Genomic DNA, 16,232 nt, shown 5'->3' with positions numbered 1-16,232 from the left:
CCTCACCATCGACCGGCCCCCATCCTCACCCTAGCGCTTCAGGACGAACACCGCCTGCTGGCCGAACAGGTTCCAGAACGCCCAGGGCAGCTTCATGCCGATGCGCTGGCCGGTAGAGTTCAGCGCCATGGCGGTCTCCACCGTCGCGCCGACCTCCTCGGCCAGGGCGACGAAGTCGCGGATGGTGCAGAAATGGATGTTGGAGGTGTCGTACCAGGCCTGGTGCAGATTGCGGGTCACCGGCATGCGGCCGCGCAGCGCCACCCAGTAGCGGATCGACCAGTGGCCGAAATTCGGGAAGGAGACGATCGCCCGGTTGCCGATGCGCAGAAGCTCCGACAGGACCAGCTTGGGATTGCGCGTCGCCTGGATGGTCTGGGACAGGATGACATAGTCGAAGGCGTCGTCCGGATAGTGGACGAGATCGCGGTCGGCGTCGCCCTGGATCACCGACAGGCCGCGCGCGACGCATTCGTTGACGCCCGGCTGGCTCAACTCCATGCCGCGGCCGTCGACCTGCCGGCGCTGCTCCAGAAGCGCCAGCAGCGCGCCGTCGCCGCAACCGATGTCGAGCACTCGGCTGCCCGGCGTGACGAGGTCGGCGATGATCTCCAGATCGACGCGCGTCGCAGCGTCCTTCGACACGCTCTCGCTGGTCGGCAGGGGTGCGTCGGCAAGCGCCATGGTCAAAGTCCCCGCGCCGTTGCGGCCGACGACACGAAGCCGTCGATGGCCGCGAAGAATTCCGGCTCGTCCAGAAGGAACGCGTCGTGGCCGCGGTCGGTGTCGATCTCGACGAAGGAGACCGAGGCGGCGGCGGCGTTCAGGGCATGCACCACGGCGCGGTTCTCCTCGGTCGGAAACAGCCAGTCGGACGAGAAGGAGACCATGCAGAACCTTGTCTTCGACCCCCGGAAGGCGTTGGCCAGCCGGCCCTCATAGTCCCCGGCGATGTCGAAATAATCCATGGCGCGGGTCATGTAGAGATAGGAATTGGCGTCGAAGCGGTCGACGAAGGTCATGCCCTGGTGGCGCAGATAGCTCTCGATCTGGAAGTCGGCGTCGAAGCCGAAGCCGAGCTGGTCGCGGTCCTGCAAGTTGCGGCCGAATTTCCGCTGCAGGGCCATCTCCGACAGATAGGTGACATGGGCGGTCATGCGCGCCACGGCGAGCCCCTTGTGCGGCCGCTTGCCGAACTCGAAATAGCGTCCGCCCTGCCAGTCCGGATCGGCCATCACCGCCTGCCGGCCGACCTCGTGGAAGGCGATGTTCTGCGAGGAATGGCGCGCGCCGGTGGCGATCGGCAGCGCGGCGAAGACCCGCTCGGGATAGCTCACCGTCCATTGCAGCACCTGCATGCCGCCCATCGAGCCGCCGATCACGGCGAACAGCGTGTCGATGCCCAGCCGCGTCACCAGCATCGCCTGCGCCCGCACCATGTCGCGGATGGTGATCACCGGCAGGCCGAGGCCGTAGGGCTTGCCCGTCGCCGGGTCGATCGAGGCCGGGCCGGTCGAGCCCATGCAGCCGCCGATCACGTTGGAGCAGATGACGAAGTATTTCGACGTGTCGATCGGCTTGCCCTCGCCGATGATCGAGGACCACCAGCCGGGCTTGCCGGTCACCGGCGAGCGGCTGGCCGGATAATGGTCGCCGGTCAAAGCGTGGCAGACGAGGATGGCGTTCGACTTGTCGGCGTTCAGCGTGCCGTAAGTGTTGTAGGCGATCTGGAAGGGCGACAGGTCGCGGCCGGCGTCCAGATGCAGCGGCTCGTCGGGGCCGAAGCGGGCGACCGGGCTCGAGGGTTCGTTGGCCTCGCGGCTGCCGAGGGAATAGTCGAGCTGTTCGCGGGAAGGTTCGGCGCTCATGGGTCTTACCGGCTGCTTGATCGCTGGCGCGAAAGGGCGGGCTGTCCGGCACGTCTCGTGGTGCCGGCGCGTCGTTCGCTGCCACAGATACGCACTGGGAGGCGTCGCGGCAATCGCGGCGACGCGGCGGCCGTGCCCGTTAGCCCGTCGCCGGCCCGTGGCGGGATGACTTTGCCAAGTGCGCAGCGGCCCGATACAAGCCCGACAGACTGTAGAGAATGGCGCGCGAGGGGCGCCGGAGGGGAGTGCCAGACAGATGAACGGACCCGCCAAGGCCGACCCGTCGCGGCTTGCCGAACTGAGAGCCAAGATCGACGCCATCGACGAGTCCGTGCACCGGCTTCTGATGCAGCGTGCCACCGTCATCGACGAGCTGATCGAGGTGAAGGGCACGGCCCGCAACGGCGCGGCCTTCCGCCCCGGCCGCGAGGCCGAGATGATGCGCCGCCTGGCCGGCCGCCACCAGGGCCATCTGCCGCTGACCGCCATCGAGCATCTGTGGCGCGAGATCATCTCCACCTTCACCGCCCTGCAGGCGCCGTTCGCCGTGCATGTCGCCGACGAGGGCGACCTGGTCGCGGCGGTCGAGACGGCGCGCTTCTATTTCGGCTTCTCGGTGCCGATGACCATCGGTGGCTCCAGGCAGGACGTGATCGCGGCGATCGAGGACGGCGGCGACCGCCTCGGCATCGTGCCGATCGGCGCGGCCGGCCGGCCCTGGTGGCAGGGCTTCCGCTCGGCGCAGATCGTCGCACGGCTGCCCTTCTTCGACGCGCCGGGCCGTCCCGCCGGCACGCCCTGCCTCGTCGTCGCGCCGCCGCTGGCCGATCCGGTGCAGCCGGAAATCGCCTGTTACTGCGTCGACGGCCTGACCGGCATGGCGACGCCGGGCGACGGGGTGACGGTGATCGCCGAGGCGCCCTACGGCGCCGACCGCTTCAGCGCGCTGGTCGCCACGACCGGCGGCGAGGACGCGGTGAAGGCGGCGATGGGCGACGGTCTCGACATCCGGCCGGTCGGGGGCTATGCGGCTCCTTTCCGGCTGCCATCCTGACGACCATCGCGCCCACGCGCCCGGGCCGCCCGGGACGGCCGGACCGATCCCCGGATCGCGGCGCCTCCTGACGGGGCGTCCTCCGGGTCGTTGAATTGACGCGTCGGGCCCGCCGGAGCTGATCCGGCGCCAGGGGCCGACGCCGCAGCGAAAGAGTGCGGACGATGAGACCCGTTCCGACCAAGGGCGTCCTCGACATCGAGGCCTATGTCCCCGGCAAGAGCAAGGCGCCGGCCGGCGTGACGCTGCACAAGCTGTCGTCGAACGAGACGCCGCTCGGACCGCCGCCGGCGGCGCGCGAGGCGGCCGTGGCCGCGCTGGCGCAGCTCGAGGTCTATCCCGACGGCCAGTCCTCCGCCCTCAAGGACGCCATCGCCGAGGTCCACGGTCTCGACGGCCGCCATATCCTGTGCGGCAATGGTTCGGACGAACTGCTGGGGCTTCTGTGCCAGTGCTATCTGTCGCCCGGCGACGAGGCGATCCACACCGAGCACGGCTTCCTGGTCTACCGCATCCAGATCCTGGCGCGCGGCGCGACGCCGGTCGCGGTGAAGGAAACCGACGCCACCGCCGATGTCGACGCGATCCTCGCCGCCGTCACCGAGAAGACGAAGCTGGTCTTCCTCGCCAATCCGAACAATCCGACCGGCACCTATCTGCCCTTCGACGAGGTGCGGCGGCTGCACGCCGGCCTGCCCGGCCACGTCATCCTCGTCCTCGACGCCGCCTATGCCGAATATGTCCGGCGCAATGATTACGGCGCCGGCATCGAGCTGGTCTCGTCGTCCGAAAACGTCGTGATGACCCGCACCTTCTCCAAGATCTACGGCCTTGCGGGTCTGCGGATCGGCTGGATGTACGGGCCCGAGGCGATCGTCGATGCGCTGGACCGGGTGCGCGGACCGTTCAACCTCAACGCCGCCGCCATCGCCGCGGGCGCCGCGGCGATCCGCGAGCGCGCCTTCGTCGAGAGCGCCGTCGACCACAATGCCCGCTGGCTGGAATGGACGACCGGCGCGCTGGAAGGCCTCGGCCTCACCGTGACGCCGAGCGTCGGCAATTTCGTCCTGGTCCATTTCCCTGACGAGGCCGGCCGCACCGCCGCCGATGCCGACGCCTTCCTGACGTCGAAGGGCTTCATCCTGCGCCGGGTCGCCGGTTACGGCTTCCCGAATGCGCTGCGCATGACCATCGGCACCGAAGAGGCCAATCGCGGCGCCGTCGCCGCCCTTGCCGATTTCCTCGGCCGGGGGCAGCCATGAGCGAGCCGCTGTTTCAGCGTGTCGCGCTGATCGGTATCGGCCTGATCGGCTCGTCGCTGGCGCACAATATCCGCGCCCGCAAGCTGGCCGGCCATGTCGCGATCACCACCCGCCGCGCCGCGACGCTCACGCGGGCCGAGGAGCTGGGGCTGGGCGACAGCTACCATCTCGACGCCTCGGACGCGGTCCGGGATGCCGATCTCGTCATCCTGTGCGTGCCCGTCGGCTCCTGCGGCGCGGTCACCAAGGAGATCGCCGGCGCGCTGAAGCCCGGCGCGATCGTCAGCGATGTCGGCTCGGTGAAGGGCGCCATCGTCCAGCAGATGCAGCCGCATCTGCCAAGCCATGTGCATTTCGTTCCGGCCCATCCCATCGCCGGTACCGAGCAGTCGGGACCGGATGCCGGTTTCCTCGAATTGTTCGACAATCGCTGGTGCATCCTCACCCCGGTCGAGGGCACCGACGCGGACGCGGTCGCCAGGCTGCGCGCCTTCTGGGAGGCCTGCGGCTCGGACGTCGAGATCATGACGCCGGAGCACCACGACCTGGTGCTGGCGATCGTCAGCCACGTGCCGCATCTCATCGCCTACAATATCGTCGGCACCGCCGCCGATCTGGAGACGGTGACCCAGTCGGAAGTGGTGAAGTTCTCGGCCTCGGGCTTTCGCGACTTCACCCGCATCGCCGCCTCCGACCCGACCATGTGGCGCGATGTCTTCCTGACCAATCGCGACGCGGTGCTGGAGATGCTGGCGCGGTTTTCCGAGGACCTCGCCTCCCTGCAGCGGGCGATCCGCTGGGGCGACGGCGAGACGCTGTTCGACCTGTTCACCCGCACCCGGGCGATCCGGCGCGGCGTCATCGAGGCCGGACAGGACACCGCCAAGCCCGATTTCGGCCGCGACCATTCCCCGGCCCCGGCGGCAGCGCCCACCCCGACGCCGAAGGACTGATCACCGCAGCGGCGGGATCCGGCCGAGCGGCACGACGCCGGCGGCGACATTGCCGTTGCGCACATTGAGGCCGATGACGCTGCGGCCGTTCTCGCTGCGCCCGGCAAAGGACAGCGCCGTGGCGATGGTCTGGGCCGGCGACGCCAGATCCGGCGCGGCCGCCGCGACCAGCGCCGCGATGCGCGCGGGGTCCTGCACGGCGAGCTCGAAATCGCCGCTCAACAGGCCGTCGACGCCCACCGAGAACTCGCCCGACAGCGCCATTTCCGCGTCGCCGAAATCGATCGACAGCATCCGCAGCGCGCCCTCGCGGCCGGCCATGAGCTCGCCCAGCGTCGCCCCGGCGGCCCGCCCGCCGAGCCAGTCCGCCGCGCCGCGGATCGTCAGGTCGAGACCCGCCGTACCCGGCGGCACCTCTGAGAGTTGCGGCGCCAGGCTGCGGGTGTCGCGGCTCGACAGGGCGACGTCGAGATCGCCGTCGCGGCGCCGCAGATGCGCCTCGACCCGCGCGGCCTCGGCCAGCGGCAGGCGGTCGGCAGCCGGCTGGGTCAGCGCCACCACCGGCACCTCGATGGTCAGCGCCGCCCGGTCCAGCCCCTCGGTCCAGAAGGACGCGCTCGCCTGCGCCAATTGCCAGCGCAGCTCCAGCGGCGGCGCGTCCGCCGTGTCGACGATCAGCGGCGCGTCTAGTTCGGCGACGACGCGGTTGGGCTGGTAGATCTGGGCGGCGGTGCGCAACGCGCCGGAGGTCGCCCGCACGCCGTCGCGCGGCGCGTCCAGCGTCACCGCGTCGCAGCGCAGGCCGAGCCGGAACGGATAGCCGAAGACCGCCTGGTTGGCGCAGTCGATCGCGGTGCCGCGCGCCCGCGCATCCTCGATCACCCGGGCGACGCGCGTGTCGAGCTGGTTCGCCAGATAGTACCAGGCGCCCGACAGGCCCGCCGCCAGAAGCACGACGATCGCGATGATCCAGAGATAGGCGCGACCGGCTTTCCCGGGGCCGCCGCTTGACGTCGCCATGGCGTTATCCTTTGAGGGCCCGACCGATATCGCGGACGGGCGGGGCATTTCGAGGGCAATGGACGATTTGTGGGTATTTGGCTACGGCTCGCTGATCTGGCGGCCGGGCTTCGACTTCACCGAACGCCTGCAGGCGCGGCTCGGCGGCTATCACCGGGCCCTGTGCGTGCGCTCCCACGTCCATCGCGGCACGCCGGAAAAGCCGGGGCTGGTCTTCGGCCTGGATCGCGGCGGCTCCTGCGTCGGCATGGCGTTCCGCGTGCCGGCCGCCGAGCGGGACCCCACCATTGCCTATCTGCGCGAGCGCGAGCTGGTCACCCATGTCTATCGCGAGATGACCCTGCCGGTCCGCCTCACCGACGGCCGCAGCGTGCGCGCCCTGACCTATGTGGTCGATCGCGGCCACAGCCAGTATGCCGGCCGTGTCACGGTGGAGCATGCCGCCACGGTGGTGCAGCGCTCGCACGGCCAGTCCGGCGCCAATGTCGACTATGTGACGAGCGCCCTCGACCACATCCACGAGATGGGGCTGCGGGATTCCTGGCTCGAACAGGTGGTCGCGCACCTCCATCGCTAGCCCCGCCACGCGCGCCTCAGACGTCGCGCGGGCCCTGCGACGCCGGCAGATGGCCGTCGCTGGCATAGGCCTCCGCCATCAGATCGGCGGAGCGCGTCTCGATGGAATCGCGCAGATGCGAGAGGAAGTCGGCGCGGTTCAGCCCCGGCTCGATGAGCGGCAGATAGTCGGCCCGGATCGTGCCGGGACGGCGCAGGAAGGCGTGGCGCGGCCAGTAGAGGCCGGAATTCAGCGCCACCGGAACGACCGGCACGCCGACATCCTCGTACAGCCGGAAGACGCCCTGGCGATAATCGGCGATCGCGCCGGGGGCGGTGCGCGTGCCTTCGGGGAAGATGACGATCTGACGGCCCTCGGCGACGGCCTTGCGGGCGCCCTCGATCATCGAGGCGACGGCGCCGCCGCGCTTGGCCCGGTCCACCGGGATCATGCCCATATGGCCGGCCAGCCAGCCGAACAGCGGAATGCGCATCAGCTCCTTCTTCAGGATGAAGGTCGGCCGGTCGAGATCGGGGATGATGGCGAAGACGTCCCAGAAGGACTGGTGCTTGGCGGCGATGATCGCCGGGCCCGCGGGCACATGCTCGGTACCGGTGATCTTCGAGCGCACGCCGCCGACATGCTCGAGCAGCCAGACGCTGGAGCGCGCCCAGTTCTTGACGACCCACCAGCCCGTCGCCTCCGAGCCGAAGAACATCAGCGGGCCAAGCACGATCATCTGGACGATCAGATTGACGTAGAACAGCACGTTGAAGGCGAGCGAGCGGATGAAGATCATGGCTGGAAGCGCCTCCGGCATGGGTCGGCGCGGCAGGGACGGACAGGATTGCAGGCCGGCGACGTGCCGACGCCATACGACGTCGGGCGGCGAGAATCGAGGGGCTGGTCGGCGGCCGGCCTCAGGGATCGAGACCGGCAAGTTCGGTGGCGACGCTGTCGGTCTGGGCGACGCCGAAGACCAGCCGCACCCGGGCGGCGATCAGCTTGGCATATTCGGTCAGGAGCACGCGCAGCCCGGCGGTGTTGGGCATCAGCTCGGCCGACCACAGGTCGTCGCGGCGCACGGCATAGGGGGTCACGGAGCGCAGTTCGCCGATGCGGTCGAATTCGCGCAGCGAGCGCGGCATGTGATAGTCGCTGGTCACCAGGATGAGGTCGCGAAAGCCCTGCTCGCGCGCCCAGTTGCGGGCGATCTCGGCATTGCCCACCGTGTTCAGCGCGGCATAGTCGAGATCGACGCAGCAGGCGAAGAGATCGCGGTCGGTGTCGGTCATGCGGGCCAGCGTCGCGGCGCTGGTGCCCGGATTGACGCCGCTGATCAGGAGCCGGCGGCCCCGCCCCTCCTTCAACAGGTCGATCGCCTGGTCGATGCGCAGCGCGCCGCCGGTCAAAACCACGATGCCGTCCGCCGCGCCGATCGGCGCCGGCTTGGCGAGAAGGCTCACCTCCTCGGCAAAGCGCACGAAGCCGCCGGCCAGATAGCCGCCCAGAAGCACGCCGACGAGAACCGCCGCAAGGCACAGCCGCCGTACGCCCCTCGGCATCCAGCGATGCGACCGGCGCACCGGTTTGTCGCCGGGCGCGTCGCGGCCGGGGCCGGAAGAATGGGGGTGGGCCGATGACGCTAGGATCATCGGATCATGTTCCTCTCGGAATGCGACATCGCTTTGTCCGTGTCCTCGTCCTGAGACGCAGTCTTTCCAGTCCAGGGTTAACCGGACCTTACCGCTCGACCGGCGAGATCATGTCGATCTCCGCGAGATGACGGACCACAGTAAGGCGAGATGTAAACGCCGTCAGCCCTCCCACGGTTGCAACGAGGGCGACGACGCCGACATAGCCGATCCAGCCGATCGAGAAGGACCCGAACAGGGCGCTGATCTGGTCGGCCTCGGGCGTCGCGGTGTTACTCGCCGTCCAGAACCCCATCATCGCGAAGAGGACGAGCGCCGTCGCGCCGCCGATCACCGCCCCGACGAGGCCGAGCCGCAGGAAGTGCCGCTCGAACTCGCGGGCGATGAAGGAGGAGCGGGCGCCTACGAAATGCAGCACCTCGATGATGTGGCGGTTGCCGGACATCGCCCCGCGGGTGGCGAAGACCACGGTCAGGGTCGTGGCCACCAGCACCAGCGTCAGGACGCCGACGCCGACCAGCACCGTCGCCCGCGCCATGGTCACCAGCCGCGACACCCAGGCGCGGTGATCGTCGAGCTCGGAGGCCGGCACCTCGCTCTGCAGGCGTGCCACGAGGGCGACGAAGTCGGGCGGCGAATCCTGGTCGATGGATATGATCACCAGCCGCGGCACCGGCAGGTCGTCGAGATTGAGCCCGTCGCCCAGCCAGGGCTCCAGCAGCCGGCCGGTGGCCGCGTCGTCGAGAATGGTCGCGCCGGTGACCCCGGGCGTCGTCAGCGCGATGCGCCGCACGTCGGCCAGCGCCGCGGCCATGTCAACGCCGTCGTCGGGCAGCACCTGTACGGTGATCTCGCGGGAGATGTCGTTCTGCCACTGGGACGCCGTGTCCGAGACCAGCGTCACCGCGCCGACGGTCAGGCTCGCCAGGAAGGTCATGATGGCGATGACCGTCATCAGCGCGCGGCCTGCGACATTGGCGCGCGGCACGATCGGCGCCGGCCTGTCCTCGCCGGTCCGGCCGACGAGCCGCAGCACGGTTTCGCGCAGGTCGATCCAGTGGTCGGCGAGATCAATCATAGATGTCGAGGCGTCCGTCCGAGAGGACCAGGCGGCGCGCGGCCACCTGTTCCATCAGGTCGAGATCGTGGGTGGCGATGACCACCGCGGTGCCCGTGCGGTTGAGCTCCATGAACAGGCGCAGCAGCCGGCGGGCGAGCGGCGGATCGACATTGCCGGTCGGCTCGTCGGCCAGAAGGATGTCCGGCTGGTCGATCAGCGCCCGGGCGATGGCGGCGCGCTGCTTCTCGCCGCCCGACAGCACCACCGGCGAGGCATGCAGCCGTTCGCCGAGCCCGACCCATTTGATCAGGTCGATCACGTCCTGCCGGTAGGAGGCCTCCTCGCGGCCGCGCACCCGCAGCGGCAGCGCGACGTTCTCGTAGGTCGACAGATGCTCCAGCAGGCGGAAATCCTGGAAGACGACGCCGATGCGCCGGCGGATCGACGGCAGGTCGGTGCGCGACAGGGTCGAGGCGTCGCGGCCGAGAACCGTGATCAGGCCGCGGGTCGGCTTCAGCGCCAGAAACAGCATGCGCAGCAAGCTGGTCTTGCCGGCGCCCGACGGCCCGGTCAGGAACTGGAAGGACTGGCGCTTCACCTCGAAGGACAGATCGCGCAGCACTTCCGGCCCCATGTCGTATCGAAGCCCGACATTCTCGAACCGAATCACTGCGCAAAGCCCCCGTCTTGTCGCCCTCGATCGTCCAGATGCACCGGACTTGTGGTGAATGTTGGCCGTCCTAACCGGCGCGCGCCGCGACGGCCACCCCGCAGCCGGATTCACGGTTTGTTAAGCATAAATCCTTACCGATTGCTGAACGCCGAAGCACAGAGGATGCGATGACCGAGTTTCGCACCAACGCTGACACGCGCCGGGCTCCCCGCCGCGTCATCACCATCGACGGCGAGGCCGAGATCGTCGGCCGCCAGTCGCTGCCGCGCCATGCCTCGACGCTCCGCCAGATCGCCCACGAGCCGACGGTAAGCGAAGCGATGCCCACATCAAGCGGGCGTCCCTTCGGACGCCGGGCGAGCGGTCATGGCCATGGCAGCTTTCCCGACGCCGCCGCCGAGGAGCGCGACCTGCTGCGCCAGGCGTTCCTGCTGTCGCGCCACGCCTCGCGGCCCGCGCAGGACGCCCCGGCCCGCTCGTCGCTTGCCGCGCGCGCCCGCCGGCTCAGTCCCGGCCGCGCCGTCCTCGTCGTCGGCGGCTTCCTGGTCGGTCTTCTGGCTGCGCCGGTCCTTCTCCTGTCGATGCCCGATTCGCCGGTCGCCGCGCCCTATGCGGTCACCAGCGCCTCCGGCCTCGTCCTGCGCAATGTCGATGCCAACGTCGTGCCGCGCGGCAGCGGCGCCGTCCTGTCGGTCGCCGGCGTCATCGCCAACGACACCGCCGGCCCGCTGACCGTTCCGACGCTCCGCATCGCGCTGACCGATGCCGGCGGCATCACCCGCAGCAAGCCGCTGAACGCGCAGATTTCCGCCCTGCCGGCGGGACAATCGGTGCGATTCCTCTCGGCACTGGCGGTCGCGGATGATACAGCGGGCGACATCAGGGTCGAATTCGAAGACACAGGAGCGGCTGACCGGTGATTACCGTCCGCGGCAAACAGATCGAGCCGCTCTACAGCGTCGAGGAAATCGCGAAGACCGTCGACCGGGTCGCCGGCGAGATCGCGGCCGTGCCGGCCAAGGACCTTCTGGTCATCTCGGTGCTGAAGGGCTCCTTCGTCTTCGCCGCCGACCTGATCCGCGCCCTGCACCATGCCGGGCTTGCGCCCGAGGTCGAGTTCATCTCCCTGTCGAGCTACGGCGCCGGCACCGAACCCGGCGGAATCCGCGTCCTGCGCGACGTGGAGAGCGAGGTCGCCGGCCGCACGGTGCTGCTCATCGACGACATTCTTGAATCGGGCCGCACGGTGAAGTTCGCCCGCGACCTGATGCTGTCGCGCGGTGCCGCCGAGGTGCCGATCGCGGTCCTGCTCGACAAGCCGATGCGCCGCAAGGCGGATATCGAGGCCGATTATGTCGGCTTTTCCTGTCCCGACCAGTTCGTCGTCGGCTACGGCATGGATGTCGGCCACGCCTTTCGCGAACTGCCTTTCGTCGGTCGCGTCGTCGACTGACGGCGCCTACCATCGCCTGCCGCACGACCGCCCGAGCGGCCGCCGCCATCTGGCTGCGACGATCGAAAGCCTCGACACGCAAGCTTTGCGCAAGGATTGTGCCTTAGAAGCGCAATTTGGTGTTGCGTAGGCAGACGATGGGAGGCCCCTCTTGGCGAGGATTCTGATCGCGGAAGACGACGCCGGCGTTCGCCTCCTGGTTTCGCGGGCGCTCGGGCTGGAAGGTCACGAGGTGACCGTCGCCGAAGACGGCGAAATGGCGCTGGACGTCCTGGTCGAACGGGACGGCGCCTTCGACTTCGTCCTGTCCGACATCCGCATGCCCTGCCTCACCGGCATCGAGCTCGCCCACGAGATCGCCGCATCCTGGCCGCATCTGCCGGTGCTTCTGATGACCGGCTATGCCGAGCAGATGGAAGCGGCAGAGGATCTGACCGCGATCATCGAGGGCGTGGTGGAAAAGCCGTTCTCGATCGCCGAACTGCGCCGCGAGGTCGCCCGCATACTGGCCGAGCGCGCGGCACAAAAGGGCGATGCCGCCGACGCCCCCACCGCACCGCATATCCGCCGCTGCGCCTGACGCTACCGCGAATACAGCCGGGCTCTATCCCTGACATTCGATGAGAAATACCGCCGCGACGCTGAGGCGTCGCAGCGGCGATGTCGCCTGACGGCCGGTCCGCCTCAGGGCGTCTCGAGCAGCCGCTCCAGATAGTCCCGCTCCATCTGCGGCGACAGCGCGTCGCCGAGCCGGTTGCGGATCGCGTCGAGGATCTCGCGGGCCCGCTCGGTGTCGATCTCGTCCGGCACGCCGACATCCTGCCCGAAATCGGGGCCCTGGGTCTGGCGCTGGCGGCCCAGCGGATCGCGACCGGAGCGCTGCTGGGCGCCGTTGAAGCCCTGTCCCATCTGGCCGCCCTGTCCCTGCATGCCGGGCTGGCCCTGCCCCTGCTGCATGGCCTCCTGCATGTGCTGCATCATGTCCTGGGCACCGCGGCGCATGGCTTCCATGGCGCGGCCCTGCTGGCCGACCGCCTCGCCATCCTCGCCCTCGCCGAGCGCGCCCTCGGCCTTGCCCATCGCCTCGCCGGCCTCGCCGAAGCCTTCCGACGGCTCCATGCCCATGCCCTGCATCTGCTCCTGCAGCGCCTGCAGCTCTTCCTGGAGCTGGCCCTGCTGCTCCTGCAGCTGCTTCATCATCTCGCGTAGCTGTTCGGCCGTCAGCGGCTCGCCCTGCTGGCCCTGTTGGCCTTCCTGTCCTTGCTGCCCTTGTTGCCCCTGCTGCTGCTCGCGCTCGATCTGGCGGCGGCCGAGATCGAAGGTCTCGTCCATCAGCTGCTGCTGGCGCTGCAGCAATTCGCCCATCTTGTTCATCTGCTGCTGCATGGCGTTCTGTTCGCCATTCTGCGGCTGGCCGGGGCGCATGGCCTGCAGATTGTCCATCATCTGCTGCAGTTCGGAGAGAAGCTGCTGGGCCGCCTCCTTGGACCCGGACTTCGCCAGATCCTCGATGCGGTCCATCATGCGCTGCAGATCCTGCGGCCGCAGCTCCTGCATGTCGCCGGCCTGCATCTGGTCCTGGTTCATCGGCGGCTGATTGCGCATCGCCTCGGCCAGCGCCTGCATGTATTCCTGCATCGCCTCGCGCAGTTCCTGCATCAGCTGGTCGATTTCGGCGTCCGACGCGCCGTTCTCCAGCGCCTCGGAGAGCTGCTCGCGGGCATCGCGCAACCGCCGTTCGGCCAGCGACAGATTGCCGTCCTCGATGCCCAGCGCGATCTCCCACATGAAGTCCACCGCCGAGACCAGCGCCGCGTCGTCATAGGCGGTGGCGATGCGGGTGCGCACGGCCTTCAGCGCCAGATAGGTCGCCGGGCTCTCGATGAATTCGTCGCCGCGCAGGGTCACCGCGTCGAGCATCTGGACGACGCGGGTCGTGCTGTCGGCGTCCAGCGCCAGGATGCGCCGCTGCTCGACCACGGCGCGGGCCAGCGGGTTGGAGAAGCGCCGCTCGGGCAGCGTCAGGGTCAGCGCCTCGGAGCGGCCCTCCTGCCCGGCATCGTCCACCGCGACGAGGGTCATCGCCACCTCGGCCCCGGCATAGGGGCTTTCGGTCAGGTCGGCGCTGGTGCGGCCCTCGGCCGTGCCTTTGGTGCGGCGCGGCAACGCCAGCCGGATCTCCGGCGGCGCGATCAGCGGCCGCGCATCGTCCGGCACGATGTCGTCGGTGACGGCGATCGCGGCATTGGCCTGCCGTACGCCGTAATCGTCGGTGACCTTGTAGGTGAGCTGCAGCGCGCCATTGCGCGCCACACCCGGCTCGCCCTCGAAGGCGATCTCCGGGTCGAGATCGGGCGTCACGTCGAAGCGCCAGCGGCCGAGGGTGGTGAAGGTGGTGGTCAGCGCCGCCTCGCCCGGCATGTCGAGGGCATAGGCATATTCGCGCGGGCCGGCCGGGGCGTCGGCCTCGGTCTCGGCATCGCCGGCCGCGGCGTCAGCGACCTCGCCCTCGTTCTCCGTGACCGGGGCGATGGCGATCGGCTCGGCGCCGGCCGGGGTGAAGCTCAGTTCGGCGTTGGAGCCGTCGGAAATCCGCACCTCCAACTCGCTGCCCTCGGGCACGGTGACGGGCGCGTCCGAGGCACCGACATCGGTCAGGAAGATCGGCGCGCGGCCGGTATAGGCCGGCGGCGTCACCCAGGCGTCGACCCGCGCCGAGGCGACGCTGTCGGCGGCGTCCGGCGCCAGCGCATCGACGACGCGGCCGCCGCCCGGACCGAAGGAAAAGGCGAAGGCGGTGACCAGCAGCAGCGCCACCAGCGCGCGCAGGCCATAGGGGTCGATCCGCTCGGTGCGGGTGGCCGGCGCGCCGCCGCTGAGATCGCGCAGCCGCTCGGCCATGCGGCGCTGATGGGCACGCCACAGCGCGGCGGCAAACGGGTCGGCGCCGACGGGGCGCTGGTCCTGCGCCTGCAGCGGCTGGTGGTCCAGCCGGCTCGCCCCCTCGATGCGCGCATCCACTGCGGCCGCGCTCGGCAGCCGCAGGCCGCGGTTGCGCCACAGTGCCGCAAGGCCGAGCCCGGCGAGAATCGCGATCACCGCGACGCGGGCCAGGAAGGGCAGCGCGGCGAACAGGCCGAACCAGGCGAGGATCAGGAAGACCGCGACGAGGCAGGCGAGCCCCAGCACCAGGGGCCAGGCGCGCTCGATCAGCAGTGCCGCCCAGGCCATGCGCCGCGTCGCCGCGACACGCCCGGACGCGGTCCAGTCGCTCTGCCGCTCGTGTCGCGCCATGGGGCCAGCCTCGTTCGTCGCAAGTTTCAGCGAGCGTAACAGTTTTTGCGGCGAAGACGAGGCGGGTGACGCAGCTGTGAAGCGGCCAAAGGCCTCAGTCGTCGCCGCCCAGCCAAGGCGGCAGACGGTCCAGCGCGATCATCTCGTCGATGGTCTGGCGCGGCCGGATGGCGTGGAAGGCGTCGCCCTTGACCAGCACCTCGGCGATCAGCGGCCGGGAATTGTAGGTGCCCGACTGGACCGCGCCGTAGGCGCCGGCCGAGGACAGATAGACGAGGTCGCCGGCCTTCACCGCCGGAATGTCGCGGGCGCGGGCGAAATAGTCGCCGCTCTCGCAGACCGGGCCGACCACGTCGGCGACGAGGCGCGGCGCGTCCGGATCGTCGAGCACCGGATGGATGTCGTGCCAGGCATCGTAGAGGGTCGGGCGGATCAGGTCGTTCATGCCGGCGTCGACGATGACGAAAGTCTTGCCCTCGGCTTCCTTCACATAGACCACCCGGGTGACCAGGATGCCGGCATTGGCGGCGATCAGCCGGCCGGGCTCGAACACCACCTTGCAGTCGAGGTCGCGGACATGGCGCTTGACGATCTCGGCATAGGCCGGCGGGGCCGGCGGCGGGGTGTTGGTGCGGCTGTAGGGCACGCCGAGGCCGCCGCCGAGATCGACATGGGCGATGTCGTGGCCGGCGCCGCGCAGCCGCCGCACCAGGCCCGCCAGCCGCTCGAAAGCCTGGTCGAAGGGCTCCAGCTCGACGATCTGGCTGCCGATATGCATGTCGATGCCCGACACCGCGATGCCCGGCAAAGCGCGGGCCCGGTCGTAGACGGCCTCGGCCCGCTCATAGGCGATGCCGAACTTGTCGGACTTCTTGCCGGTGGAGATCTTGGCGTGGGTGCGCGCATCGACATCGGGATTGATGCGGAACGAGACATGCGCCGTGCGTCCGGCCGCCACGGCGCGGGCGGAGATCATCTCGAGCTCCGGCTCCGATTCGATGTTGAAGCAGAAGATGCCCGAGGCCAGCGCCAGGTCGATCTCCGGCACGCTCTTGCCGACGCCCGAGAACATGATCTTCTCGGCCGGGATGCCGGCCCGCAGCGCCCGCAGCAATTCGCCGCCCGACACGACGTCGGCGCCGGCGCCGAGCGCGGCCAGCGTCTTCAGCACCGCCTGGTTGGAATTCGCCTTCATGGCGTAGCAGACCAGCGCGTCGATGTCGGCGAAGGCCTCGGCGAACACCGTGTAGTGGCGCGTCAGCGTCGCGGTCGAATAGCAGTAGAAGGGCGTGCCCACGTCATGGGCGATCGTTTCGACGGAAACGTCCTCGGCATGCAGGACGCCGTCGCGGATTTCGAAATGGTTCATGGCAGGTCAGACGGC

16 protein-coding genes are annotated in these 16,232 nt (G+C 69.5%); 7 read left to right on the top strand and 9 right to left on the bottom strand.

Features of this window, described 5'->3' with window-relative positions; translation table 11 throughout:
• Positions 1-30: 30 nt before the first annotated feature.
• Complete coding sequence (metW, locus tag J3367_RS09385) at positions 31-684, bottom strand: methionine biosynthesis protein MetW (RefSeq protein WP_155898416.1); 654 nt, start codon at positions 682-684, stop codon at positions 31-33.
• A gap of 2 nt (positions 685-686) precedes the next feature.
• Entirely contained in the window at positions 687-1,868 is a 1,182-nt protein-coding gene (gene metX, locus J3367_RS09380) for a homoserine O-acetyltransferase MetX (protein WP_024349867.1), read from the bottom strand.
• Positions 1,869-2,124: 256 nt separating this feature from the next.
• Between metX and pheA the strand changes: the two genes are divergently transcribed.
• The 3 genes from pheA (at position 2,125) to J3367_RS09365 (ending at position 5,137) form a co-directional block, all read left to right on the top strand.
• Positions 2,125-2,922 (top strand): chorismate mutase, encoded by a 798-nt coding sequence (gene pheA, locus J3367_RS09375; protein WP_024349866.1) that lies wholly within the window; start codon positions 2,125-2,127, stop codon positions 2,920-2,922.
• 164 nt (positions 2,923-3,086) lie between these two features.
• The gene (hisC, locus tag J3367_RS09370; RefSeq protein WP_029702876.1) at positions 3,087-4,184 is read left to right on the top strand and encodes a histidinol-phosphate transaminase; all 1,098 of its coding nucleotides are present in this window, start codon (positions 3,087-3,089) and stop codon (positions 4,182-4,184) included.
• On the top strand, positions 4,181-5,137 hold the full coding sequence (locus tag J3367_RS09365) for a prephenate/arogenate dehydrogenase family protein (RefSeq protein WP_024349864.1): 957 nt from the start codon (positions 4,181-4,183) through the stop codon (positions 5,135-5,137). The genes hisC and J3367_RS09365 overlap by 4 nt, the downstream gene beginning before the upstream one ends.
• Here J3367_RS09365 and J3367_RS09360 read toward each other — a convergent pair whose 3' ends face one another.
• Positions 5,138-6,157, bottom strand: a complete 1,020-nt coding sequence (locus tag J3367_RS09360) for a DUF2125 domain-containing protein (RefSeq protein WP_024349863.1) — start codon at positions 6,155-6,157, stop codon at positions 5,138-5,140. It abuts the gene before it with no gap.
• Between J3367_RS09360 and J3367_RS09355 the strand changes: the two genes are divergently transcribed.
• The gene (locus tag J3367_RS09355) at positions 6,156-6,734 is read left to right on the top strand and encodes a gamma-glutamylcyclotransferase (RefSeq protein WP_081651870.1); all 579 of its coding nucleotides are present in this window, start codon (positions 6,156-6,158) and stop codon (positions 6,732-6,734) included. The genes J3367_RS09360 and J3367_RS09355 overlap by 2 nt on opposite strands.
• A gap of 16 nt (positions 6,735-6,750) precedes the next feature.
• Here the strand turns inward: J3367_RS09355 and J3367_RS09350 are convergent, their stop codons facing one another.
• The 4 genes from J3367_RS09350 to ftsE all read right to left on the bottom strand — a co-directional run bounded on the left by J3367_RS09350 (position 6,751) and on the right by ftsE (position 10,098).
• Positions 6,751-7,512: a lysophospholipid acyltransferase family protein gene (locus tag J3367_RS09350; RefSeq protein ID WP_024349861.1), complete on the bottom strand. Its 762-nt coding sequence runs from the start codon at positions 7,510-7,512 to the stop codon at positions 6,751-6,753.
• Positions 7,513-7,633: 121 nt separating this feature from the next.
• Positions 7,634-8,368, bottom strand: a complete 735-nt coding sequence (locus J3367_RS09345) for a YdcF family protein (protein ID WP_009210742.1) — start codon at positions 8,366-8,368, stop codon at positions 7,634-7,636.
• A gap of 88 nt (positions 8,369-8,456) precedes the next feature.
• Complete coding sequence (locus tag J3367_RS09340) at positions 8,457-9,446, bottom strand: cell division protein FtsX (RefSeq protein ID WP_024349860.1); 990 nt, start codon at positions 9,444-9,446, stop codon at positions 8,457-8,459.
• A complete protein-coding gene (gene ftsE / locus J3367_RS09335; RefSeq protein ID WP_024349859.1) occupies positions 9,439-10,098 on the bottom strand; it encodes a cell division ATP-binding protein FtsE in 660 nt (219 codons plus the stop codon). Before ftsE ends, J3367_RS09340 begins: the two co-directional genes overlap by 8 nt.
• A 170-nt stretch (positions 10,099-10,268) precedes the next feature.
• Here ftsE and J3367_RS09330 point away from each other — a divergent pair, with 170 nt between their 5' ends.
• The 3 genes from J3367_RS09330 (at position 10,269) to J3367_RS09320 (ending at position 12,134) form a co-directional block, all read left to right on the top strand.
• Positions 10,269-11,021, top strand: a complete 753-nt coding sequence (locus J3367_RS09330) for a hypothetical protein (RefSeq protein ID WP_024349858.1) — start codon at positions 10,269-10,271, stop codon at positions 11,019-11,021.
• The gene (hpt, locus tag J3367_RS09325) at positions 11,018-11,554 is read left to right on the top strand and encodes a hypoxanthine phosphoribosyltransferase (protein ID WP_421460741.1); all 537 of its coding nucleotides are present in this window, start codon (positions 11,018-11,020) and stop codon (positions 11,552-11,554) included. Before J3367_RS09330 ends, hpt begins: the two co-directional genes overlap by 4 nt.
• Before the next feature lie 151 nt (positions 11,555-11,705).
• Positions 11,706-12,134, top strand: coding sequence for a response regulator (locus tag J3367_RS09320; protein WP_024349857.1), 429 nt, complete (start codon positions 11,706-11,708; stop codon positions 12,132-12,134).
• A 104-nt stretch (positions 12,135-12,238) separates the two neighbouring features.
• Here J3367_RS09320 and J3367_RS09315 read toward each other — a convergent pair whose 3' ends face one another.
• Together J3367_RS09315 and lysA are read right to left on the bottom strand one after the other, a co-directional pair.
• Complete coding sequence (locus J3367_RS09315; RefSeq protein ID WP_024349856.1) at positions 12,239-14,848, bottom strand: TIGR02302 family protein; 2,610 nt, start codon at positions 14,846-14,848, stop codon at positions 12,239-12,241.
• A 94-nt stretch (positions 14,849-14,942) separates the two neighbouring features.
• Entirely contained in the window at positions 14,943-16,217 is a 1,275-nt protein-coding gene (gene lysA / locus J3367_RS09310; RefSeq protein WP_024349855.1) for a diaminopimelate decarboxylase, read from the bottom strand.
• Positions 16,218-16,232: the final 15 nt, after the last annotated feature.

Origin of the sequence: Aurantimonas sp. NFXS3 (genome assembly GCF_049132005.1) — a bacterium.
Lineage (GTDB): Bacteria > Pseudomonadota > Alphaproteobacteria > Rhizobiales > Rhizobiaceae > Aurantimonas > Aurantimonas coralicida.
This window is presented reverse-complemented; position numbering and strand designations above follow the sequence as displayed.